Origin of the sequence: Shewanella electrica, from assembly GCF_022321485.1 — a bacterium.
Lineage (GTDB): Bacteria > Pseudomonadota > Gammaproteobacteria > Enterobacterales > Shewanellaceae > Shewanella > Shewanella electrica.
This window is the reverse complement of the sequence record NZ_JAKOGG010000001.1, coordinates 397,291-419,177: the sequence shown is the minus strand read 5'-3', so window position 1 is coordinate 419,177 and position 21,887 is coordinate 397,291. Positions and strand designations below refer to the sequence as shown.

18 protein-coding genes and 1 tRNA gene are annotated in these 21,887 nt (G+C 50.5%); 7 read left to right on the top strand and 12 right to left on the bottom strand.

The features are described 5' to 3' along the window. Nucleotides 1–166 precede the first annotated feature (166 nt). Nucleotides 167–433: an Lpp/OprI family alanine-zipper lipoprotein gene (locus L9G74_RS01985; RefSeq protein WP_238894599.1), complete on the top strand. Its 267-nt coding sequence runs from the start codon at nucleotides 167–169 to the stop codon at nucleotides 431–433. Nucleotides 434–737: 304 nt separating this feature from the next. On the opposite strand, the gene L9G74_RS01980 is transcribed toward L9G74_RS01985, so the two are convergent. Genes L9G74_RS01980 through folB form a run of 3 tightly spaced genes read right to left on the bottom strand, consistent with a single transcriptional unit; the run spans nucleotide 738 to nucleotide 2,413 of the window. Further along, nucleotides 738–1,541, bottom strand: coding sequence for an undecaprenyl-diphosphate phosphatase (locus tag L9G74_RS01980; protein ID WP_238894598.1), 804 nt, complete (start codon nucleotides 1,539–1,541; stop codon nucleotides 738–740). A 21-nt stretch (nucleotides 1,542–1,562) separates the two neighbouring features. Then, nucleotides 1,563–2,054: a 2-amino-4-hydroxy-6-hydroxymethyldihydropteridine diphosphokinase gene (folK, locus tag L9G74_RS01975; RefSeq protein ID WP_238894597.1), complete on the bottom strand. Its 492-nt coding sequence runs from the start codon at nucleotides 2,052–2,054 to the stop codon at nucleotides 1,563–1,565. Nucleotides 2,055–2,062: 8 nt separating this feature from the next. Continuing rightward, entirely contained in the window at nucleotides 2,063–2,413 is a 351-nt protein-coding gene (gene folB / locus L9G74_RS01970; protein ID WP_238894596.1) for a dihydroneopterin aldolase, read from the bottom strand. Between the two features lie 241 nt (nucleotides 2,414–2,654). Here folB and plsY point away from each other — a divergent pair, with 241 nt between their 5' ends. After that, the gene (plsY, locus tag L9G74_RS01965; protein WP_275297201.1) at nucleotides 2,655–3,254 is read left to right on the top strand and encodes a glycerol-3-phosphate 1-O-acyltransferase PlsY; all 600 of its coding nucleotides are present in this window, start codon (nucleotides 2,655–2,657) and stop codon (nucleotides 3,252–3,254) included. Between the two features lie 34 nt (nucleotides 3,255–3,288). Here plsY and tsaD read toward each other — a convergent pair whose 3' ends face one another. Beyond that, nucleotides 3,289–4,302, bottom strand: coding sequence for a tRNA (adenosine(37)-N6)-threonylcarbamoyltransferase complex transferase subunit TsaD (gene tsaD / locus L9G74_RS01960; RefSeq protein WP_238894595.1), 1,014 nt, complete (start codon nucleotides 4,300–4,302; stop codon nucleotides 3,289–3,291). A 198-nt stretch (nucleotides 4,303–4,500) separates the two neighbouring features. Between tsaD and rpsU the strand changes: the two genes are divergently transcribed. The 5 genes from rpsU (at nucleotide 4,501) to L9G74_RS01935 (ending at nucleotide 9,204) form a co-directional block, all read left to right on the top strand. Further along, nucleotides 4,501–4,716, top strand: coding sequence for a 30S ribosomal protein S21 (gene rpsU / locus L9G74_RS01955; RefSeq protein ID WP_006080725.1), 216 nt, complete (start codon nucleotides 4,501–4,503; stop codon nucleotides 4,714–4,716). 7 nt (nucleotides 4,717–4,723) lie between these two features. Continuing rightward, complete coding sequence (locus L9G74_RS01950) at nucleotides 4,724–5,167, top strand: GatB/YqeY domain-containing protein (protein ID WP_238894594.1); 444 nt, start codon at nucleotides 4,724–4,726, stop codon at nucleotides 5,165–5,167. A gap of 79 nt (nucleotides 5,168–5,246) precedes the next feature. Next, a complete protein-coding gene (gene dnaG, locus L9G74_RS01945) occupies nucleotides 5,247–6,971 on the top strand; it encodes a DNA primase (RefSeq protein ID WP_238894593.1) in 1,725 nt (574 codons plus the stop codon). A gap of 129 nt (nucleotides 6,972–7,100) precedes the next feature. After that, complete coding sequence (rpoD, locus tag L9G74_RS01940; protein ID WP_238894592.1) at nucleotides 7,101–8,954, top strand: RNA polymerase sigma factor RpoD; 1,854 nt, start codon at nucleotides 7,101–7,103, stop codon at nucleotides 8,952–8,954. 173 nt (nucleotides 8,955–9,127) lie between these two features. Continuing rightward, nucleotides 9,128–9,204, top strand: a tRNA-Ile gene (locus L9G74_RS01935). Nucleotides 9,205–9,465: 261 nt separating this feature from the next. On the opposite strand, the gene L9G74_RS01930 is transcribed toward L9G74_RS01935, so the two are convergent. The 8 genes from L9G74_RS01930 to L9G74_RS01895 form a co-directional block, all read right to left on the bottom strand. Beyond that, the gene (locus L9G74_RS01930; protein ID WP_238894591.1) at nucleotides 9,466–10,473 is read right to left on the bottom strand and encodes a LacI family DNA-binding transcriptional regulator; all 1,008 of its coding nucleotides are present in this window, start codon (nucleotides 10,471–10,473) and stop codon (nucleotides 9,466–9,468) included. A 13-nt stretch (nucleotides 10,474–10,486) separates the two neighbouring features. After that, nucleotides 10,487–11,854, bottom strand: coding sequence for an MFS transporter (locus L9G74_RS01925; RefSeq protein ID WP_238894590.1), 1,368 nt, complete (start codon nucleotides 11,852–11,854; stop codon nucleotides 10,487–10,489). 181 nt (nucleotides 11,855–12,035) lie between these two features. Further along, complete coding sequence (locus L9G74_RS01920; protein ID WP_238894589.1) at nucleotides 12,036–14,588, bottom strand: hypothetical protein; 2,553 nt, start codon at nucleotides 14,586–14,588, stop codon at nucleotides 12,036–12,038. Nucleotides 14,589–14,598: 10 nt separating this feature from the next. Continuing rightward, a complete protein-coding gene (locus tag L9G74_RS01915) occupies nucleotides 14,599–16,164 on the bottom strand; it encodes a sodium/sugar symporter (protein ID WP_238894588.1) in 1,566 nt (521 codons plus the stop codon). A 21-nt stretch (nucleotides 16,165–16,185) separates the two neighbouring features. After that, nucleotides 16,186–17,346 carry a galactokinase gene (galK, locus tag L9G74_RS01910; RefSeq protein ID WP_238894587.1) on the bottom strand — a complete coding sequence of 387 codons (1,161 nt, stop codon included), beginning with the start codon at nucleotides 17,344–17,346 and terminating at the stop codon, nucleotides 16,186–16,188. Then, nucleotides 17,343–18,413, bottom strand: coding sequence for a UDP-glucose--hexose-1-phosphate uridylyltransferase (locus tag L9G74_RS01905; protein ID WP_238894586.1), 1,071 nt, complete (start codon nucleotides 18,411–18,413; stop codon nucleotides 17,343–17,345). The genes galK and L9G74_RS01905 overlap by 4 nt, the downstream gene beginning before the upstream one ends. 17 nt (nucleotides 18,414–18,430) lie before the next feature. Then, complete coding sequence (gene galE / locus L9G74_RS01900) at nucleotides 18,431–19,459, bottom strand: UDP-glucose 4-epimerase GalE (protein WP_238894585.1); 1,029 nt, start codon at nucleotides 19,457–19,459, stop codon at nucleotides 18,431–18,433. Then, nucleotides 19,459–21,828 (bottom strand): glycoside hydrolase family 2 protein, encoded by a 2,370-nt coding sequence (locus L9G74_RS01895; RefSeq protein ID WP_238894584.1) that lies wholly within the window; start codon nucleotides 21,826–21,828, stop codon nucleotides 19,459–19,461. The genes galE and L9G74_RS01895 overlap by 1 nt, the downstream gene beginning before the upstream one ends. Nucleotides 21,829–21,887 lie beyond the last annotated feature (59 nt).

Genomic DNA, 21,887 nt, shown 5'->3' with positions numbered 1-21,887 from the left:
TAAATTGGCGGTAAAGGTTGCAATTATTGCCTCATTCGATATCGTAGATAATACTTTATTTTCATAGCCCCATAGCCAAATGAATTTTGGCTATGAGATAATACACAGGATCGATCTTCCGGGGTCGAACCACTAAAACCAAAACTCTGTTAAAAGGGATTTCTCCATGAACAAAAAAGTACTTATGATTGCTGGCGTTGCTCTGACTGCTATGCTCGGTGGTTGTGCTAACACTGACGCTATCAACGAAAGTGTTGCAAACTTGGGTTCAAAAGTTGACCAGCTGTCTGCTGAAGTTAGCTCTCTGAAATCTGAGCAAACCAAACTGGCTGCTGACGTAAGAGATGCAAAATCTGCAGCTGCTGATGCTCAAGCAGAAGCAAAACGCGCTAACGATCGTTTGGACAACGTTGCTTCTCGTTACAAAAAGTAATAGAGACACCGTCTACAACGCGAATCGGCAACACATCTGTGTTGCCGATTTTGTTTTTAGTGCCTGAAAAATAGCGATGGAAGGCTGAACAGAAGGAAAGACTAGCGACACCCTGCCGCCGTGGCGAACACCGCCTATTCATTTCATTACACAGCCCAAAACAGCAGTCTCATCCCCACACTGAAATGGGAAAACCATGGCATGTTAGCCTCATCAACGTGACGTAACGACAACGCTGCGGTTAACTAAAACACCACGGTTCGCCAATCTAGCACTTATCTTCAGCGCAGCAATCGCCACGCCCTTAGACGAACAACAGGAATCCCACCAAAAACAGTCCTAGTGCCAAACGGTAAATCACGAATGGCAACATGCCCATCTTGCTGATGATTTTCAAAAAGTAGTGAATACACGCATAGGCCGAAACAAATGACAACACAGTGCCCAAAATCAGCGCATGGGTATCAATCGCCGCCGGGTTTTCCAGCAAGTCTTTCGTCACCAAAATAGCGGCACCTAAACTTACCGGCACCGACATCAAAAACGAAAATCTTGCGGCCGCCTCACGGGTTAACCCTAACATGAGTCCAGCGGTCATGGTGGCACCTGAACGCGATGTTCCGGGGATCAACGCCAGCGCTTGCGCCACACCAATAAACAGCGCCTTTTTCCATCCGGCTTGATACTCAGACAGTTGGCGTTTACCGGCATAATCAGCCCACCACAGCAGTAAACCAAATACGATAGTGGTCGTGGCAATCACCGCAGAGCTGCGTAAGTTAGTCGAGATAAAGTCTTTAAAGGCAAAACCACAGATAACGGCAGGAATGGTGGCTAAAATAATCCACCATGCTAATTTACTTTCCGCCGAAGACTCACGCTTGACAATGCTAACGCTCCAAGCGCCCGCCATGGTCCACAGCTCACGACGAAAATAGATAACTACCGCCAGCAGCGAACCAGTATTTACCGCCACGTCAAACGATAGCCCTTGATCGGGCCAACCAAGCAATTGGGCAGGCAAAATCAGATGCGCCGAACTCGAAATAGGCAAAAACTCAGTCAGTCCCTGAATCAACGCCAAAATTACTACTTGAAACGTTTCCATTTTTATCCTCAAAAACAGGCGTCACAGTTGCCAGTCAAAAGTAATAGGCCACAAACGTTGTTGTGACTTATCGTATTGTTGCCACAGGGTTTGATAACTCATGGCGGTGGTTGGATGCTGTAATTGGGGTGCAAGTTCCGCTAACGGCCACAAAACAAAGGCATTGGTGAGAATTTCAGCGCGAGGCAACACAACTGGCGAACTAATGACCTGATTATCGTAGAGTAATAGGTCAAGATCTAAAGTGCGTGGGGCAAATTTTTGTGCGTTCGCGGCGCGGCCATTGCGGCGCTCGATCAGCTTAAATTGGTGAACCAGTTCGTCAACCGCGAGGTCGCTATCTGCAGCGACAACCATGTTGAGGAAATTGTCGCCGTTAAATCCTACCGCTTCACTTTCATATACCGAAGATAACGCTAGCGGGCCTAATAACTGTGTTAGCTCTTTGATTGCAAGGCGAATATAGCGGTGTGGCTCTATATTACTGCCAATACTGATATAGATTTTTGCCATGCGCTGAATTACCTGCTGCGCTCAATTTCAACACCGACGTTATCGGCCATTTCCACCGCACCGGGTTTCATTACCCGCACTCGCACCCAACTGGTGTTAAATTCTGACAACAAACACTGGGCAATTTTCTCTGCCACGGTTTCGATCAGCTCAATCGGCTTTGCGGTAATTAATGCCACAATGCGTTTGCTGACCGTGTCGTAGCATAGTGCCTTACTATAATCGTCATGTTCAGCCGCAGCTCGGTTGTCCCACGCAATGTCCAAGTCGATTTGCAATTGCTGATGCAGTTGCTTTTCCCATTCGTAAATCCCGATGACTGTATCGACGCGCAGCCCTCTAATTAACACTTTATCCATTAAATTCCCGCTTAACCTTGGAGGTCTGATAAGCAAAATACAACATTACCGCTATAATCGCGCGCTCAGGACGAGTTTTCCCACTATTAGGCTTTCGAGTCAGCATAACTTTGAGTAGGATAAGACTTTGAGATTAAAGCCTTATAGCCCAAGTCGTGATAGCCTATTCGCGCCGCGAAAAATCGCATCGTGTATTCGCGTAGTGGGCGCGATAATACCCTAAGACGATAAGGACACCAAATTGAGCTCAGCACTGTTAATCATCATCATGATCATTGTCGCCTATTTGCTGGGTTCGATATCAAGTGCCATCTTGGTGTGTCGTCTAAAAGGCCTGCCAGATCCCCGCAGCAAAGGCTCAAAAAACCCCGGAGCTACTAACGTCTTACGCATCGGTGGTGTATGGGCCGCAGCCTTGGTATTTTTCTTCGATATGTTAAAAGGCGTATTACCCGCATATGGCGCTTATGTGCTGGGCATTCATGGCTTTTGGCTGGGGATTATTGCCATCTGCGCCTGTATCGGCCACATGTACCCTATCTTCTTTCAGTTTAAAGGTGGCAAAGGCGTAGCAACGGCACTGGGAGCCATGGCCCCCATCAGTTATATGGCCGTCAGCTTGATGGGAACCTGGTTAGTGGTGGTATTGTTCAGCCGCTATTCTTCACTGGCGGCAATTGTGACCTCACTGGTCGCGCCCTTCTACACCTTATGGTTTGATGACCGCTTTATTCTGCCAGTGAGCATGTTATCGGCGCTGATCATTTTGCGCCATAAAGACAATATTTTGCGCTTGCTAAAAGGCGAAGAACCTAAGATGTTCCGCAATAAAAAACGGTGACACTCGGTCACCGTTTTTTCATCGCTAGCCAAATTTATACTGGCGCTAAGGTATCTAGCGGCCAACGCGGTTGTCCTTTCACCGCCAAGTCTTCTCGCTCACCCGCTTTTAAACGTTGCAAGCCAGCATAGGCAATCATCGCGCCATTGTCGGTACAAAATTCACCACGCGGATAGTACACACGGCCACCACGTTTTTGCATCATCTCACCGAGCTGAGCCTGCAAACGTTGGTTGGCACTCACGCCGCCCGCAATCACCAAACGTTTATAGCCAGTTTGCTCCAGGGCGCGGCGACACTTAATCATCAAGGTATCTACCACAGCCTCTTCAAACGCGCGAGCAATATCAGCACGCGTTTGCTCATCGTCAGGCTGCGCAGCAATCGTGTTAGCGGCAAAGGTTTTTAGCCCAGAGAAGCTGAAGTCCAAACCTGGGCGGTCGGTCATCGGCCGTGGAAACTTATAATTAACCTCACGCCCATTCGCTGCCAATTTAGACAAACGTGGGCCACCGGGATAATCCAAACCCATCAGTTTAGCGGTTTTATCGAACGCCTCACCGGCGGCATCATCAATCGACTCACCCAGCACTTCATATTGGCCAATGCCTTTGACATCCACCAACATTGAGTGACCACCAGAAACCAACAGCGCAATGAACGGAAACTCCGGCGCATCGGCTTCTAACATTGGCGCCAACAGGTGCCCTTCCATATGATGCACACCTACCGCGGGTTTATCCCACGCAAACGCCAGTGAACGGCCCACACAAGCGCCCACCAACAGCGCACCAATCAGCCCCGGGCCTTTGGTGTAAGCGATGCCATCTAACTGTTCAATAGTGGTATCGGCCTTCGCCAACGCTTCGCGGATCAACGGTACAATCTTGCGCACGTGATCACGTGACGCCAACTCTGGCACCACGCCACCGTAATCGGCATGTAATTTTACCTGACTATATAAAGCATGGGACAACAACCCTTGCTGCTCGTCATAAACCGCAATGCCTGTTTCGTCACAGGATGATTCGATGCCGAGTACTCGCATTCTGACTACCAACTACATAAAAAAGTGGGCGCTAATTCTACAGCCAATAGCCTATTGGATTCAATTGTTGCTGCATCAGCAGATTATCAAGCAGTGCTTTACAAACAGGGGCAACTCGGTTTAGAATTTCGCACCATTTTAAAACCCTTGACTCAATCTTGGGTCAATACAAACTTAACACCTAAGGGGTGATGGCGTATGCCAATTATTAAAGTACGTGAAAATGAACCATTCGACGTTGCTCTGCGTCGTTTCAAGCGCTCTTGCGAAAAAGCTGGCATCTTAGCTGATGTTCGCGCCCGTGAGTTTTACGAAAAGCCAACTACTGCTCGTAAACGTGCAAAAGCTGCTGCTGTAAAACGTCTGGCTAAAAAGCTGTCTCGCGAAAACGCACGTCGCGTACGTTTATACTAATCCTATTATGACTCTGACAGAACAGCTAAAAGACGCAATGAAGCAGGCCATGATCGCCAAAGATAAGGTGAGATTGGGGACTATTCGTATGGCGTTGGCAGCAATCAAACAGATTGAAGTGGATACCCGCGAAACTCTGGATGATACTCAAGTTCTGGCTGTGCTCACCAAAATGGTGAAGCAGCGTCGTGATGCTATAGAGCAATATACAGCAGCAGGACGTGAGGAGCTGGCGCAGGCAGAAGCTGCGGAAGTAGAAGTGATTGAATCATTTCTACCCCAACCGCTGACGGAAGCAGAAATCGCAACGTTGATTGACGAAGCGGTCGCCGCAACTGGCGCTTCATCCATGGCGGATATGGGCAAAGTAATGGGAGCGTTAAAACCTAAAGTGCAAGGTAAAGCGGATATGGGTGCGGTAAGCGCACTGATAAAAGCCAAACTGCAATAATGGTGTTTTAACGTATGAACAAGCCGTGCAACAGCGCGGCTTGTTTGTTTACATCGGTTCAACTTTAACCGGTAGATAAATGGCTATACCTCGTGATTTTATCAATGAGCTAGTTGCTCGCACAGACATCGTTGACTTGATAGAACGCAAGGTTCCCTTGAAAAAGGCGGGCAAAAATTATGCTGCCTGCTGTCCGTTCCACAGTGAAAAATCCCCATCATTTACCGTCAGCCGCGATAAACAGTTTTACCACTGTTTCGGATGTGGCGCTCATGGCAACGCTATCGACTTTGTCATGGAATATGATCGGTTGGACTTTCCTGATGCTATTGAAGAACTTGCCGGCCAATTGGGACTCGAAGTCCCGCGCGAGCGTGGCAACGGCCCCCGCCGGGACGAAGGGTTAAGTCGCGATCTCTATCAACTCATGGAAGCTGCGGCCAACTATTTTCAGGCGCAACTCAAGCATCATCCACAGCAACAGCAAGTAAACGACTACGTGGCAAAGCGTGGTCTCTCGGCAGAGATTGTCGAGCAATTTGGCATCGGCTATGCGCCAGACGGTTGGGACAACATTCTCAATACGTTAGGCAAAAGCAACGATGCCCAAGAGAAACTGCTCGCTGCGGGCATGTTGATTGCCAACGACCAAGGCCGTCGTTACGACCGCTTCCGTGATCGATTGATGTTTCCCATCCGCGACCGTCGTGGCCGTGTGGTGGCATTTGGTGGCCGCGTGCTTGGAGATGGCACACCAAAATATTTGAATTCTCCAGAAACGCCCATATTTCATAAAGGCAACGAACTTTATGGCTTATACGAACTGCGGCAAAAACACCGCGACCCACAACGGGTAATGATCGTTGAAGGCTATATGGACGTAGTAGCGTTAGCACAGTTTGGCATTGATTACGCCGTGGCGTCTCTTGGTACGTCCACCACCAGTGAACAGTTTCAAATGTTGCTACGCAGCGCCAAAGAAGTGGTGTGTTGTTATGACGGCGACAACGCCGGTAAAGAAGCGGCATGGCGTGCGATGGAAACCGCCCTGCCGCTGATGAAACCAGGCGACACCGTACGCTTTATGTTTTTAGCGCAAGGTGAAGACCCAGATTCGATGGTGCGTAAAGTCGGCAAAGCCGAATTTGAGCAATTAATTGACCGCGCCATCACCATTGAAGAACTACTCTTTAATGGGCTCACCGAGCAACATGGCGCCGACAAAGCCAGCTTGGCTAAACATGCCAGCAGCTTGATTGAAAAAATTCAGGATGAAGTGCTGCAAAATATGATGCTGGAACAACTCGCCAGCCGTTTGCGCATGGATAATGCCGAGCAGATGAAACGCATGTTGGGGCTTAAATCACGCCAACAAAAGCGCCTATCATCGCCGTCATTAAAAGGACGCGGTACGCCGCTGAGATTAGCGATAGCCCTCGTGGTACAACAACCAAGCTTGGGTTATCAACTGCCGCCGCAGCCGGCATTAAAACACCTGAAAATGCCGGGTGTAGAGCTGTTAATGGAATTACTGGATTTAACCCGTGCTAGCACGATGACCAGCGCACAACTACTTGAACATTATCGGGATACCGAACAGTTTTCGACCCTGAAAAAAGTCGCTCAATGGGAGCATCAAGTGGCGGATGAGCATCTACAGCAAGGGTTCAAGGAAACCTTGGTATGGCTCACTAATCAATATATTGAGCAGCGTTACCAAGCACTAAGCATGAAACAAGATCTGACCCGAGAAGAAAAGGTCCAGCTACAAAAGCTGATAAGCGCCATGAAAGCGCAACATTAAGTTTTTCGAGCGTCAGAGCACAATTTCACGCTGGCACAGATTGGTGCAAAAGTATATAATTGATGGTTTGCGCGGCAGCCTTAACTGCCGTAAACCGTTGTAACAGTTACCTAGTTTTGGATGATATCTATGGATCATACTCCGCAGTCGCAACTCAAGCTGTTGCTTGCAAAAGGTAAAGAGCAGGGCTACTTAACATACGCCGAGGTCAATGACCATCTGCCTGCTGACATGGTCGATTCTGACCAGATCGAAGATATTATCCAGATGATAAATGACATGGGTATTCGTGTGTTTGAAGAAGCACCGGACGCCGATGACATTATGATGTCAGAAGACAACACCGACGATGATGCAGCAGAAGAAGCTGCAGCAGCATTGGCATCGGTAGAAAACGAACTGGGCCGCACCACTGACCCAGTCCGCATGTACATGCGCGAAATGGGTACAGTTGAACTGCTTACCCGTGAAGGTGAAATCCTGATCGCGAAGCGTATTGAAGAAGGTATCAACGAAGTACAAAGCTCTGTGGCTGAATACCCACAAGCCATTTCAATGATTCTGGAACAATACGACCAGTACGAAGCGGACCAAATTCGTTTGTCTGACATTATCTCTGGATTTGTCAATCCCGATGAAGATGACGTTGGGCCAAGCGCTACCCATATCGGTTCTGAATTGTCAGATGAAGATCTCGACGACGAAGACGACATGGATGATGACGACGAAGATGAAGACGAAGATGGCGACAGTGAGGATGAAGGCAACAAAGGCCCAGATCCTGAAGAAGCGCGTGAACGCTTCACTCAACTGCGCACAGCTTTTGAAAACACACTGAAAGTTATCGAAGAAAAAGGTCGTAACCACCCAATGTCGGTGGGAGCACTGTTTGAAATCGGCGAAATCTTTAAAGAGTTCCGTCTGGTACCAAAACAGTTCGATCGTCTTGTGAAAAACATGCGCAACATGATGGATAAAGTGCGTGTACAAGAACGCCTGATCATGAAGCTGTGTGTTGAACACTCAAAAATGCCTAAGAAAAACTTCGTTAAGCTGTTTAGCGGTAACGAAGCTAACCCACAATGGTTCTTAGACGAAATTGCTGCTGGCAAACCTTACTCTGACGCCCTGAAAAATGTGGAAGAAGATGTACTGCGCTGCCACACCAAACTGCAAGCCGTAGAAGCAGAAACTGGCCTTAACATCATGGCCATCAAAGATATCAGCCGTCGCATGTCAATCGGTGAAGCCAAGGCTCGTCGTGCGAAGAAAGAGATGGTTGAAGCGAACTTACGTCTGGTTATTTCTATCGCTAAGAAATACACCAACCGTGGTCTGCAATTCTTGGACTTGATCCAAGAAGGTAACATCGGCTTGATGAAAGCAGTAGATAAGTTTGAATACCGTCGTGGTTATAAATTCTCGACTTACGCTACTTGGTGGATCCGTCAGGCAATCACCCGTTCAATCGCTGACCAAGCACGTACCATTCGTATTCCGGTACACATGATTGAAACCATCAACAAGCTGAACCGTATTTCACGGCAGATGCTGCAAGAGATGGGACGTGAGCCGTCACCAGAAGAGCTGGCAGAGCGCATGATGATGCCTGAGGACAAAATCCGTAAGGTGCTCAAAATCGCTAAAGAGCCAATCTCTATGGAAACCCCAATTGGTGATGATGAAGATTCACATCTGGGTGACTTTATCGAGGACACTACCCTCGAACTGCCACTGGACAGCGCGACCAGTGAGAGCTTAAAACAAGCAACTCATGAAGTGCTAGCAGGCTTGACCGCACGTGAAGCAAAAGTGCTGCGTATGCGTTTCGGTATCGACATGAACACCGACCACACTTTGGAAGAAGTGGGTAAACAGTTCGACGTTACTCGTGAACGTATTCGTCAGATCGAAGCCAAAGCACTGCGTAAACTGCGTCACCCAAGCCGTTCAGAGATTTTGAAATCGTTCCTCGATGAATAATCGCTAGCTAATCACTAAAAACCCCGCAACGCGGGGTTTTTTATTGCCCAAACTCGACAAGTGTTTACCGCTTAACCAATTGAAAGCGTTACAGTTCAATTCAGCAAAAAGCGGGGTGACAACCCTTTCGAAACTTCGTATACTCTGACGCGCTTAATATTTTGTATTAGCACGGCCCCTTAGCTCAGTTGGTTAGAGCACACGACTCATAATCGTTAGGTCCACGGTTCAAGTCCGTGAGGGGCCACCATCAAATTCAACAAAAAAGCCTGTTTTTACAGGCTTTTTTGTTTTCTATCGTTCACTCATTTATATTCAAAAATTCACTGGGTGATTACTGTGTTACCCATGTGCTACTGAAGCAACTTACGCAGTATTCGCGGCATACGCCAATATCCGGTATCAATACGCGCCACCGAATTGCTTTCTTAGTGGCGACATTACGGCATAGCGGTTCGGCGGAATTCAAACGATGTGAATCGCTCAACGTGCACCAACACGGGCTGAGCTGCTAGCGACTGGCTTTTGTTACCGAATCACGCTCCACCAAATGTGGCATGAACAGATAGGTTTGTCCGGTTGGCTGGCAATTGGCATTACTGAGTTTGATCGCCAGATTCACCGCATAAGCGGCCATCTCTTCAATGGGGTAATGCATCGTTGTCAGCCTTGGGCGGCACGCTCTGGCAACGGGCAAATCATCAAATCCGACCACGGAGACATCTTCTGGCACGCGAATGCCTGCGGCAAATAATGCGTGAATCGCGCCAATGGCCATTAAATCGTTATAGGCCAGCAACGCTGTAAAAGTTTCACCACGTGCCAACAGCTCTTTGACCGCCTGTTCGCCACCTTCCATATTGGCGGTGCTTTTGGCAACGCGTTCAGGCGGCAATGACAACCCTTGTTCCATCAAGGCTTGGCGGCTGCCTTGCAGGCGCTCTGCTGGGTCGCGGTTTTGATAAATACTGGTGACGGCGGCAAATTGTTGATGCCCCTGCGCTAACAAATATTCGGTGACCCATTGCCCGCCGCGAATGTTATCCAGCCATACGCAACGATTGGCGATTTGTGGAATATAGCGATTGACCAACACCAGCCCGGGGATCTCCTCAGCGAGGCGGATTAGGGTGGCCTCGTCGGAGTATTCGCTGTGCAAAATAATGGCGCGGCAGTTGTGCTGCCGTAGTGACTGGATGGCATCCAGCTCTGATTGTGTCTCGTACAGCGAGTTCGCCATCAGCAGTTTATAGCCGTTCTCGCTGACAGCGTTTTCGACACCGCTGGCTAAAGTGCCAAAGAATGACATCGACAAACGTGGAGTCACAACGCCAATGGCCTTGGTGGTCTTACTCACGAGGGCCTGTGCGTTGGCGTTTGGCTGGTATCCCAGTTCGGCAATCACTTTTTTGACTTTGGCGCGGCAAGCATCGCCTACCTGACCGCCGTTGTGAATGACTCGCGAGACCGTAGCGGTTGAAACCCCAGCGATTCGGGCGACATCTTTGATTGTTACCATAACGTTTCTCTTGTCAGCGGTCTGCTCTAACAACAAATTTACCTTTTGGGGCAACATGATACCTGCGTAAACACCACAAGGATAGGAGCCCAAACAACACCGTTCCACCAGCCAAAATCAGGCGCATAGCGGTGATGCAACTCTCGGTTTGATGGCCCCCTTGTGCGGCATCAAAACCAATGAAATTCAGCGCGGCACCAGAGGCTAATATTGCCAGAATGCTCGCCATGGATGTGGCGCTATTGTATATGGATGCAAACATGCCTGCGGTAGGATGCTGCTGTCGTTGGGTTTCTGTATCACTCAAATCAGCATTTAAGATCGGTACTAGAGTCGTCATTGCGGTCCAGACGCTGGTACACAGTAACGAGTCCAGCGCAATCCACGCACCGATGCCGGGAACAAACAGAAACCACTTAGCAATGCCGCCGATAAGTGACAGAACCAGTATCCAGTGCAACGCCCCTAACGAGCCAAAGCGGCGGCGTAAATAACTGACTAACGGCACACTAGCAAAACCGGCGATGGCATAGGCGCTGGACAGTATTCCTTTCAAATAAGCGCCATCGGCGATGTCTCCTTGGCTGACAAAATACACCAGAAGGTAATAATCCATACTGGCGGCAAACACACTTCCACCCAGCTGCAATAGGCAGATAGCCATCAGTAGTCGAAGCCGTTGGTGGTGCACTAAGTGCTGCAAACTTGCCACAAACCGAGGTTTAGCATGGGTGATATGACTGATGCAGGTCTTGGCTTTACAGAAGCATGCAGGTAACAGCCCCATGCCACCAATCAGCAGCAACGCAACGCCCCATCCCACCCACTTGATCCCCAGCACAACCGAGCCAAAAATGGCTAGGCTGGCGAGCGGAAACAACCATTGATATAACACCGAGGCCAGTTTGATGAAGTAGGTATTTACTTCCATAATCGCAGCGCGCTGCGAGTCATCATGAGTAATTTCGTAGCTCAGACTCGTGGTAGGAACGGAGACCAACACCGCCGCGAGAGAAAACAGCAGGTAAAAAAAGCCGAAGTAGCTGAGTTGCCACAACATGGGCCAATGTGCTGGCACCATCCAGATACAGCCAAATAGCAATGTGCTGAATAAGCAGCCGACGATTATCAGCGGCCTCCGTTTACCAGCAAGTGGTGGCCAATAGTCGCTGATATAACCGACCCAAGGCGTGATCACTGTGCCGGCAACCACAGGTAATGCTAACGCTAAACTCAATAGAAATGGGTCAACGCCCAGCTGCATCTGATAAAACGGGATAGCCAACACTGGCACACTATGGCTGGCAAACAACATGGCAAAAAATCCGGCGCCAAGTGCCAGCTTTTGCTGAGTTAAGCCGTTGAAAGCACGATCAACCAACCATTATCTCCCAATAAAAACATCGACACAGCGTGAGACTCCCCGCGATGTCGATGTTGTCAGCTAAGTCGTTGAGCATGGTCGCAGTCAGCGTGCTTAATTAGCGAAGCCTGCAGACTGTACCTCGTTCATCGCGCGTTCGCATTGAAAGATCAAACACTAACACTCAACAGCGTTTGAGTTACATCTGCACCAGTGCGATCTCTGCAATTTCAATACCTCGAGTTTGCATTGTTTGATGCGGTCCCAACGGTGGCAACAGCAGTTGCAGCCCCGCTATCGCATCAGCGCTAAAGGAGGTTTGTGTAGCAAATGGTCCGACGGTGACCGGCATAAACGTAGGGAAAGCTTGCCCCAGTAGCGTCGCCATTGGCTTGAGCTTATCCAGCGGCAACACCAAGGTTTGCCATTGATTCGCCACTGGGAAATCTGTGCCCCACGCTAACCCATCATCGGCGATTACCCCCAACTGCAAGCGGTCATCTTTACCGAGCGAACGTATCCTCATCGCCAGCGCGTTATAACCGCCAAGCTGGCGACCACTCAGTTGGTTATCGTTGGCAAGATCCGTGCGCAATAACGTACCGCCACGTTGTATCGCTTGCTGATCGACCGCCAGTTTTAGCGTGGCGCCTTCAGCGGTCGCCGCCGTGGCTGGCCAAGAGACGGTATCTTTCGGAGTGTAATAGCCCCCTTGGTCGGTCGCTGGCGCCAACAATGTCACCGGCGTGCCTTTCGGCGTAAGTAAGGTGTGCCAATAACCGCCATCCACATAATCCCAGTCGGCTGGTGTACCTTGTTTGGCCCCCGGCCAAGTTAACTGCTGCTGACCATCACTGACACTGATGGCGTATTCCAGAATGCCAGGCTGTTGCCATTGAGCGGCGTTCGGTAAGTCCACTTGGTAAGTGTCGCCACTCACCGCTGACATTGGCAGTGCAGTAAAATCTTTATGGCCCTGATAACGCAGGTACATCGTCACCTGATACTGCGGCAGTTGGCCCGCAACCTGTACGCTAAAATTCAGCGTATCGCCAAGATTGCGTTGACGTTGTGGCTGGTGCACCAACGCTGTGCTAGGCGTTGGCACAACTGGCAAGTAATAGTTGGCTTGGGTTGACGGCACACTATTGAGTAACTTGGTCGTTCTGCCAAGCAGATATACGCCCGGTTGCACCGTTATTTGGCCCTGCTGCGCCACCGCGGCGTAACTATTACCGGCGTTGAGCGCTTTCACCGCAAATGATGCGCCCAAATCCGCCAGCGAGAGCGTCATTGGCCGTTGGTGCAGGTACAAACGGCCGACTTCTCGCCGCAAACTCGGTGACTGATGCGGGTCCTGTAACGGCAACAAATCTGGGTAGACTTCTAGTCGCCATACGCCATCTTGCTGTTTATCGAGGAAGTAAGCGCCATTGCCTTGGTAACTCACCAGTGGCGAGCTACCCACCCCGGCAATATGCTGCAACGTTGTGGTTTGCTGCGGCGCTTGTTGGGTATTGTTGGAATAGTAGTAACGCTGACCGTCATCATACAAACTGAGATCGGCTTGATAATCCAACGCGGTGTGATCAAAGCGATTGCTGGCAGGATACTCCGCCGCTTTATATCCTCGCGGCAGTTGACGAAACTCCTCGGCGGCAATCATCAAACTAATGGCTTTGGCGGGCGTGTACAGCAGGTTCAGATAATGGGTATTGTACTCAGAATTGCTCTGCGCAAGCGCGGCAGAATCATAGGCAAACTGGGTCGCCCACTGAAAGCCCGCCTCGCGAAAACTACGCGCCATTGCTGGATACATAACACTTTGGGTCACGTCAGCCGCGTCAAACTCATACACCATTTTGGCTTTTTGCTGGCATGCCGCGATCGACTTAAACGGATCGGTATAATGTGCGACTGATGGCAACATATTACTGTGAAGCGCCGAGTTTTTTACCAAACCGGTGGGATACCACTGGTAAGCAACCCCGTCGAGCGAACTGTTACACAACGCACTGGCAAACGCTTGGTTTGGCCCCTGTTCACTAATGTTGTAGAACAGCGGCTTAGTGACTCCCAAACTGCGTACGGTGGTTAACAGTCGCTCCACATAGGCGGCACTTTGCTGCGGTGACTGAGCATGTTTCGGCTCATTAAACAGCTCAAATGCAATTACATTGTCATCCGTTACCAAGGTTTTGCCGGTATACGGATTTTTATGCGTTAGCAGTTGCCGCAGGTAGTTCTCAGTCGCGGCAATGGCGTTGGGATCTTGATTCATCTGCACTTTGCTGTAGCCGACGGTGAACCCCGGCTCCGTTGGGTCTGGCGCTGGATAACCCGATCCCCACCAAGCAATTGGCGTGATGATGGTTTTGATACCACGCAGCGCCAACTGCTGCTGTAGATAATCAAACAAACGCAGTTGTTCGTTATCGAGCAAGTTGCCCTGCTTATCGGTGATCAACCGCTCCCATACATGCAAACGATAGGCATCAAGCCCCAAACGGGCGATATGATCCACATCCATATCAATCACCGCTTGAGGATCGAGGCCTAATTGCTTGACCGAGCGATAACCATAAGCAAATGGCATAGCATAGTTGACGCCAAATAACGCAACTTCTGAGCCATCTTGCCATTGCATGACGCCATCTTTCACCGTGACCGATGTTTGCTGAGCCCAACTTGGCCCAGCCAACAGCGGCAGCAAAGCGGTGGTCATAGCCACCAGCAGATGTTTCATTTTCACCGGCCCCTCCTTACCACCAAACGGTGTAGAAACAGATCAGGATCAGCGAGATAACCGCAGCGCTAACCCGATAACTCGCATGGGTAGTAAAGTCGATATCGTTTAACGGAATGCTGTGCTGATGATCTTTGCCCTTGCCTTCCAGCAACGAAATAACCACAGCTAGCGCCAAACAACTGAGGAATACATAGCCGACGCGATCCATAAATGGCACATCTGGCAGCCAGAATTTCGCCGCCGCCGATAACGCTGCGGAACAGATCGCTGCCGCCAACGCACCATTGGCAGTGGTCTTTTTCCAGAACATCCCCAGCACAAACAGCACCACAATCCCCGGCGTGAAGAAGCCAGTAAATTCCTGAATAAACTGGAATGCTTGCTCAGATTTACCCAGCAGCGGCTGAGCAGTCACCAAGGCCACCAACAACGCCACCACGCTGGCGATACGTCCGACTTTGACATAATGATGCTGCGTTTGATGGCGACGCATCTGCGCGTACAAGTCCATGGTGAATATGGTTGAAATACTGTTAGTCATCGACGCCAAGCTCGACAGAATGGCCGCCACCAGTGCCGCAAAGATGAGCCCTTTCAAGCCAACTGGCATCAAGCCCATCAACTGTGGATACGCCTGATCAGGTCGGTCGAGTGGCGGTAACAGCACCACGGCGGCAATCCCCGGTAACACCACCAATACAGGCATCAACAGTTTAAGGAAGGCAGCAAAAGCAATACCTTTACGTGCTTCTTTCAAGTCTTTGGCGGCCAGCGCCCGTTGAATGATGTACTGGTTAAAGCCCCAGTAAGACAAGTTCATCACCCATAAACCACCCACCAGCACCGAAATCCCCGGCAAACTGGCGTAATTCGGGCTATCTGGCGTGAGGATCATGTCGAATTTCTCTGGCAGCTTAGCCATCAAAATATCAAAACCGGCGACAATCCCTTTGCCATCGCTGACCATCTGCAACGAGATATAAGAGAGGAATAAACCACCCGCCACCAACAACAGCACTTGAATGATGTCGGTCAGTGCCACCACCTTCAAACCGCCATAGAGCGAATACGCCAGCGACAGTGCCGCCAACAGCACTAAACTGGCGGTAATGTTGAGCCCAGTAAGGGTGTTGATCGCCAACGCGCCGAGCCACAATACGGCCGTCAAGTTAACAAACACATAGACCGCCAGCCAAAACAGCGCCATGGTCAGACGTACGCGGTTGTCGTAACGATGCAGCAGAAACTGCGGCATGGTGTAGATTTTACGTTTGAGGAAAATCGGCAGGAACCATGCACCGACGATGATCAACGTCAGCGCGCCCATCCACTCATAAGACGCAATCGCCAGGCCGATGGCATAACCGGAACCTGACATACCAATCACTTGCTCGGCGGAAATATTCGATGCCACCAGCGAAGCACCAATTGCCCACCACGGCAGACTATTGCCCGCTAAAAAATAATCATTGGTATTTTTATCGTGCCCGGGTTTATCGCGAGATACCCACCAAGCCAGACCGAGTAAGATGACCACATAGGCAGCGAGGATGACAAAATCTAATGGAGCTAACAACATACCGCTTTCTCCTTGCTGTTGTTAAGGTTGGGTCACAATCTCGGCTCCTGCCGAAGGCTGACAAACAAACACATCAGCCACTAAGCCGCTGTGCTGTGGATAGTTAGCGGCGATCTGCGTTTTAACTTCATCCACCAAGTCGTGCGGTACTAACGCCACCACGCAACCGCCAAAGCCGCCGCCCGTCATACGCACTCCGCCGCGATTGCCGATAACTCCATGCACCAGCGACACCAGATAATCGATAGGTGGCACGGTGATTTCAAAATCATCACGCATCGATGCATGAGACTGCGCCATTAGCTGGCTGAGCGTGGAAATGTCATCATTCGCCAGCGCCTGCGCCGCTGCCAGTGTGCGGGCATTTTCGGTCACCACATGGCGCACGCGACGCGCTGTAACATCGTCTAGTTCAGTAAAAATATTGGCAATTGCATCGATGTCTAAATCGCGCAGCGCCTTCACCCCATAATGCGCAGCCCCCGCTTCACACTGTTCACGGCGTGTATTGTATTCGCTGCCGACCAAACCGCGTTTAACATTGGAGTTGATGATCACCACCGCCAGTTCTTGCGGCATGGCAACGGCGTCACAGGCTAATGAGCGACAATCGATCAACACCGCATTGCCCTGCTGGCCCTGCGCCGAGATTAACTGATCCATGATGCCGCTGTTACACCCCACAAAATGGTTCTCGGCTTGCTGCCCAGTCAGCGCGATCTGCGCTAGGCTCATTGGCTGCTCGGCCAGCGTGGTGAAGGTCAACCCCAGCGACACTTCCAACGCGGCGGATGAGCTAAGGCCCGCCCCCTGCGGCACGTTACCGCTAATCGCCAAATCACAGCCAACCAGCTCGATATTCTGCCGTTGCAAACTCTGCACCACGCCACGGACATAGTTAGCCCATTGATAATCTGCATGATGTTCAATGGCCGCAGTTAGCGGGATTTCGTCCTGTTGATTGTCATAATCGGCGGCCAGCACACGGATCACATTAAGGCCGTTCTTGCGTGCCAGCACATGGGTATCGAAGTCGATGGCACAAGGCAATACAAAGCCGTCGTTATAATCCGTGTGTTCGCCAATCAAATTGACTCGGCCCGGCGCGCGGAAATGGTAATCGGCAGCAGCCTTAAAATGTGCAGAGAATAGCTGATGGAGTTCAGCGACTGTCAGACTCATACGTCACCTTTTTGTACTGATTTATAATGAATTGGAGACTGTTGACGCAAACGTTCAGCCGCTTGCTCAGGGGTCATATCCCGTTGGGTTTCCGCCATCATTTCATAACCCACCATGAACTTTTTCACGGTAGCTGAACGCAGTAGTGGCGGGTAAAAATGGCAATGCATTAACCAGTGTGCACGCGCGGACGCTGCTTGATATTGCGCAGTGTAAGGTGCGACGTGCCAGCCCATTGAATAGGGAAAGGCGCACTGGAATAAATTGTCATAACGGATAGTAAGTTGTTTGAGAATATCGGCCAGCGCTTGCTGCTGCGCGGGCGATAACTCTTCCATACGCGTCACATGTGTTTTGGGCAACAACAAGGTTTCAAACGGCCACGATGCCCAATAAGGAACTACCACTATCCAATGCTCGTTCTCCACCACAGTGCGAGCGCCATCGGCAAGTTCGCGCTCGACATAGGTCAGCAGCAGGTTTTTACCGTGTTCAGCTAAATATTGGCGCTGTGATTCATCGGTTTTTGCTGGCAGCGTTGGCACCGCTGAACAGGCCCAAATCTGACCATGGGGATGCGGATTGGAGCAACCGTTGATGGCGCCTTTGTTTTCAAACACCTGCACCCACGCATACTGCTGCGATAACTCACGATATTGTGCGGTCCACTCGTGGATGACGGCCGCAATTTGCGCATTGGACAACTCAGGCATGGTCAAGCTGTGATCTGGCGAGTAACACACCACGCGGCTGGTGCCGCGCTCAGATTCCAACACAAACAAACCATCATCATTGCGGCTCGCCGCTGGCGTGTCTTGATGCAACGCGGCAAAATCGTTAGTAAACACAAAGGGTTTACTGTAGTTCGGATTAATATCGCCGGTGATCCGCTTGTTGCCGGGACACAAAAAACAACTGCTATCGTAATGGGGAATATCATCGGTGGCAGGTGCTTCGACCTGTCCTTGCCATGGGCGTTTGGCACGGTGCGGCGACACCAATACCCAGTCCCCTGTCAGCGGATTATAACGACGGTGGGGATGATCTTTTACGTCAAACTCTGACATACAAACCTCAACTTCTGTCAATCTTTAGTACTGCTGTAACCTGCTGGATTGGTTGACTGCCAATGCCAACTTGATGCCACCATGTCATTGAGATCGCGCGTCGCTTGCCAGCCCAGCACTTCACGCGCTTTCGTTGGGTCAGCAAAGTACTGCGCCACATCACCAGCACGACGCGCGACAAAACGATAAGGAATGTCACGGCCGCAGGCGGCTGCGTAGGCTTGCACCATCTGCAATACCGATATGCCACTGCCAGTGCCAAGATTGAACACATGGCAGCCATAGTTGCCGTGCAGTTTTTCAACTGCTCTGACATGGCCCTCAGCCAAATCACACACATGGATGTAATCGCGTACGCCGGTACCATCGATAGTGGGATAGTCATCACCAAACACTGACAGCTCAGGGCGGCGTCCAATCGCCACTTGGGCAATGAACGGCATCAGGTTGTTAGGAATGCCGTTAGGGTCTTCACCAATCAGCCCACTGGGATGCGCGCCAACCGGATTGAAGTAACGCAGCACAATGCCGGTAAAACCTTGGGTTTTCGGCGACGCGCAATGGTCGCCAATAATCTGTTCCACCATCAGCTTGCTACGGCCATACGGGTTGGTGGGCAGCAAAGGAAAATCTTCCACAATGGGAACGGTATGCGGATCGCCATAAACGGTCGCAGAAGAGCTAAACACTAGCGTTTTCACGCCGCAGGCAGTCATGGTTTCAATCAGCGTTTGACTGGCAGTCACGTTGTTACGGTAATAGAACAGTGGTAGTTCCACCGATTCACCCACCGCTTTTGCCCCCGCAAAATGGATCACAGCGTCGATCTGTTGTTCAGCAAAAATCTGCTGCAGCAGCGATGCATCGCCCACATCGCCTTGATACAAGCGTACCGATTGGCCGCTAATCTGCTCAACTCGCGCTAATGCCTGAGGCTGGCTATTGCTGAAATTGTCCAGCACCACCACTTGGTGTCCCGCCGCCAATAACGCCACACAGGTATGGGTCCCAATGTAGCCGGCACCGCCAGTCACTAAAATCTGCATTACTGATTCTCCTTTTCTAACATCAATGTCGCTGGCGGTAAGCCTGCTGCCGTTACCGTGACACGGGCGTCCTTGAGGGTGTTACCAATACGGATCAGCAAGGCCGCTTGTCCCATCGAGGTGACAATTGGCTCCTGATTAAGTATTTCAATATCGCCACCAGCGGTTGCTTCCATTGGGATATCATTGTTCCACAATGGATTTCCGGCATTATCACGCAATTGAGCGTAAACAAATAGTACATCGTTGCTGCCGGTTACTGGCGCTACGCCACTGGTATCCAACTGCAAGTCGATGCTAGCCGCTTTACCGGGCGTGGAGACTTGATGAGTCGCCACCACTTTGCCGTCGATAATCGCATCGGCGCGCAGCGTTCCCGGCACAAATTTGCTCAGGTTAAAAATAAACGGCGGATGTGGCAAGTTCGTTGAATAGCTATTGCGTGTAGGCGTTTGCTGAGCGACCAACTGATCATTTAGGTACAGCGCAACTTCGTCGGCATTACTAAAGACGCGGACATCGAGGCTAGAGTCTGGCTGCCATTGGCTAGCAATATGTACCATCGGGCCACTGCTAAATAGCGGGCTGACCTCACTGGCATCACGCTGGCTGGCAAAAAAGTAGTAGCTGTATTTCGGCTGGCGAAACAGGCTCATAATGCCGGAGGCTTCTAAATCGTCGATATAACCACGGTTATAGTCGAACATCACCCAATAGCCATCGGCAAAAGCGGGGACGTTATAGTTATCGTTATGGGCTTCTTCAAGATTAAGCGCTTGCTGCAATAACCGTTTTTCACCGCTGTTCAGCAGTTGACGACTGCTGCGTTCTTCCTCTTTCAGGTCGCCCCAACTGTCTTGGTTAAACCCAGCGTTCTGCGCGTAATATTCCCAGTCACCGTATTCTGACACCGCATAAGGTTGGGTGGGTGTTTCGTAGTGCAATTGGCGATGTTGCCGCGCTTGCAGGAAAATGTCGTATCCCTTAGCCCAGCCCGCCGAATAGCTGCCCGGAAACTCCTGATGCACCGTGTCGTGCAGACGTGCGATCAACTGCGGTGGCATTTCGGTTTCATTGAGTGAGCATTCCCATGCCACCACGCTTGGATGATTACGATCACGACGGATCAGATCGCGGCAGCTTTTCACCACCTGTTCATCAAATGCTGGATCAGGGTTGTAATATTGCCAACCTAACACCGCGTCCAGCAGCACTAACCCGAGTTTATCTGCCGCCGCCATAAACGCGGGCGAATGGGGATAATGCGACAAGCGCACATAGTCGAACCCAGCCTGTTTGATTTTGACCGCATCGCGATAATCCGCCTGTGGCGATAATGCGTACCCCACGAACGGATATTCCTGATGACGGTTCACCCCGCGCAGAAACGCAGGCTCGCCATTAATCAACAACTGGTGCTGGTCGTTGAAAGTGAAACTGCGAATACCTATCTGCCGCTGTTGTTGTTCAATCAACTGATCGCCGCTGAACAATGATGTTTGCAGCGTATATAAATGCGGGGTTTTGGGGCTCCACAGCGCTGGCGTGGTCACGGTCATTTGCTGGGTGAAATCCGCCGTTGTTCCCGCTGCCAAATGATATTGCTGCGTCGCACTGGCAACGGTTTTGCCTTGCCACAATAGCGTTTGTTGCAGTTGTAGGGTTTTATCTTCGGCGTACTGGTTTTGCAGTTGGGTTTTCACCGCTACGCTTGCGTGCTCGGCAGAAACCTGCGGATAGGTCACAAACACACCGCCACCCGCAACATCCTGCGCGAGCATCTCGTCGGTGATCATCAGTTTGTCTTTAACCTGCAACGACACGCCACGATATAAGCCGCCGTAAGTATTAAAGTCGAGCAGATGCAATGGCTTAGGGCCAGTAATGGCATTATCACGGTTATCTAACCGCACTAATAATGTGTTCGTACCGGGGCGTAAGGCCGAACTTAAGTCCAATGTAAATGGCAGATAACCGCCCAGATGGCTGCCCACTTTTTGTTCATTCAGCCACACATCGGCCTGATTCATGGCGGCCTCAAAGCGGATCTGTACCACTTTATTGCGCCAGTCAGCTGCCGCCTCAAATGTTTTTTGATACCACGCAATACCTTGCCACTGGTCATCCACCACGGCTGGCTCAAGTCGCGGCGTATGTGGTAAGCGCACCGACTCCCACGGCGTAGTGATTTGCGCTAATGGCTGGTCATCAGCCGATTTTTTAAATAGCCATTGTTGGTTGAAATTGATGACTTTACTCTCAGCCTCTGGCGCGTTCTGCACCGCTGAAGCAGCGGTTTCAACGTCTTGGCTTAAGCAGGCACTAAGAATAAATGTACTGAAAAAAACGGCTGATAGTTGTTTGTTCAATCGCACCCTGAAAGTCCCTCTTTCCATACTAATGGTTTAACAACATAAAAATTCTTGAA

Excerpts from the sequence above, each read along its gene's own strand:
- L9G74_RS01985 (WP_238894599.1), top strand. The coding sequence starts at position 167 with ATGAACAAAAAAGTACTTATGATTGCTGGCGTTGCTCTGACTGCTATG.
- L9G74_RS01980 (WP_238894598.1), bottom strand. The coding sequence starts at position 1,541 with ATGGAAACGTTTCAAGTAGTAATTTTGGCGTTGATTCAGGGACTGACT.
- folK (WP_238894597.1), bottom strand. The coding sequence starts at position 2,054 with ATGGCAAAAATCTATATCAGTATTGGCAGTAATATAGAGCCACACCGC.
- folB (WP_238894596.1), bottom strand. The coding sequence starts at position 2,413 with ATGGATAAAGTGTTAATTAGAGGGCTGCGCGTCGATACAGTCATCGGG.
- tsaD (WP_238894595.1), bottom strand. The coding sequence starts at position 4,302 with ATGCGAGTACTCGGCATCGAATCATCCTGTGACGAAACAGGCATTGCG.
- rpsU (WP_006080725.1), top strand. The coding sequence starts at position 4,501 with ATGCCAATTATTAAAGTACGTGAAAATGAACCATTCGACGTTGCTCTG.
- L9G74_RS01950 (WP_238894594.1), top strand. The coding sequence starts at position 4,724 with ATGACTCTGACAGAACAGCTAAAAGACGCAATGAAGCAGGCCATGATC.
- dnaG (WP_238894593.1), top strand. The coding sequence starts at position 5,247 with ATGGCTATACCTCGTGATTTTATCAATGAGCTAGTTGCTCGCACAGAC.
- rpoD (WP_238894592.1), top strand. The coding sequence starts at position 7,101 with ATGGATCATACTCCGCAGTCGCAACTCAAGCTGTTGCTTGCAAAAGGT.
- L9G74_RS01930 (WP_238894591.1), bottom strand. The coding sequence starts at position 10,473 with ATGGTAACAATCAAAGATGTCGCCCGAATCGCTGGGGTTTCAACCGCT.
- L9G74_RS01915 (WP_238894588.1), bottom strand. The coding sequence starts at position 16,164 with ATGTTGTTAGCTCCATTAGATTTTGTCATCCTCGCTGCCTATGTGGTC.
- galK (WP_238894587.1), bottom strand. The coding sequence starts at position 17,346 with ATGAGTCTGACAGTCGCTGAACTCCATCAGCTATTCTCTGCACATTTT.
- L9G74_RS01905 (WP_238894586.1), bottom strand. The coding sequence starts at position 18,413 with ATGTCAGAGTTTGACGTAAAAGATCATCCCCACCGTCGTTATAATCCG.
- galE (WP_238894585.1), bottom strand. The coding sequence starts at position 19,459 with ATGCAGATTTTAGTGACTGGCGGTGCCGGCTACATTGGGACCCATACC.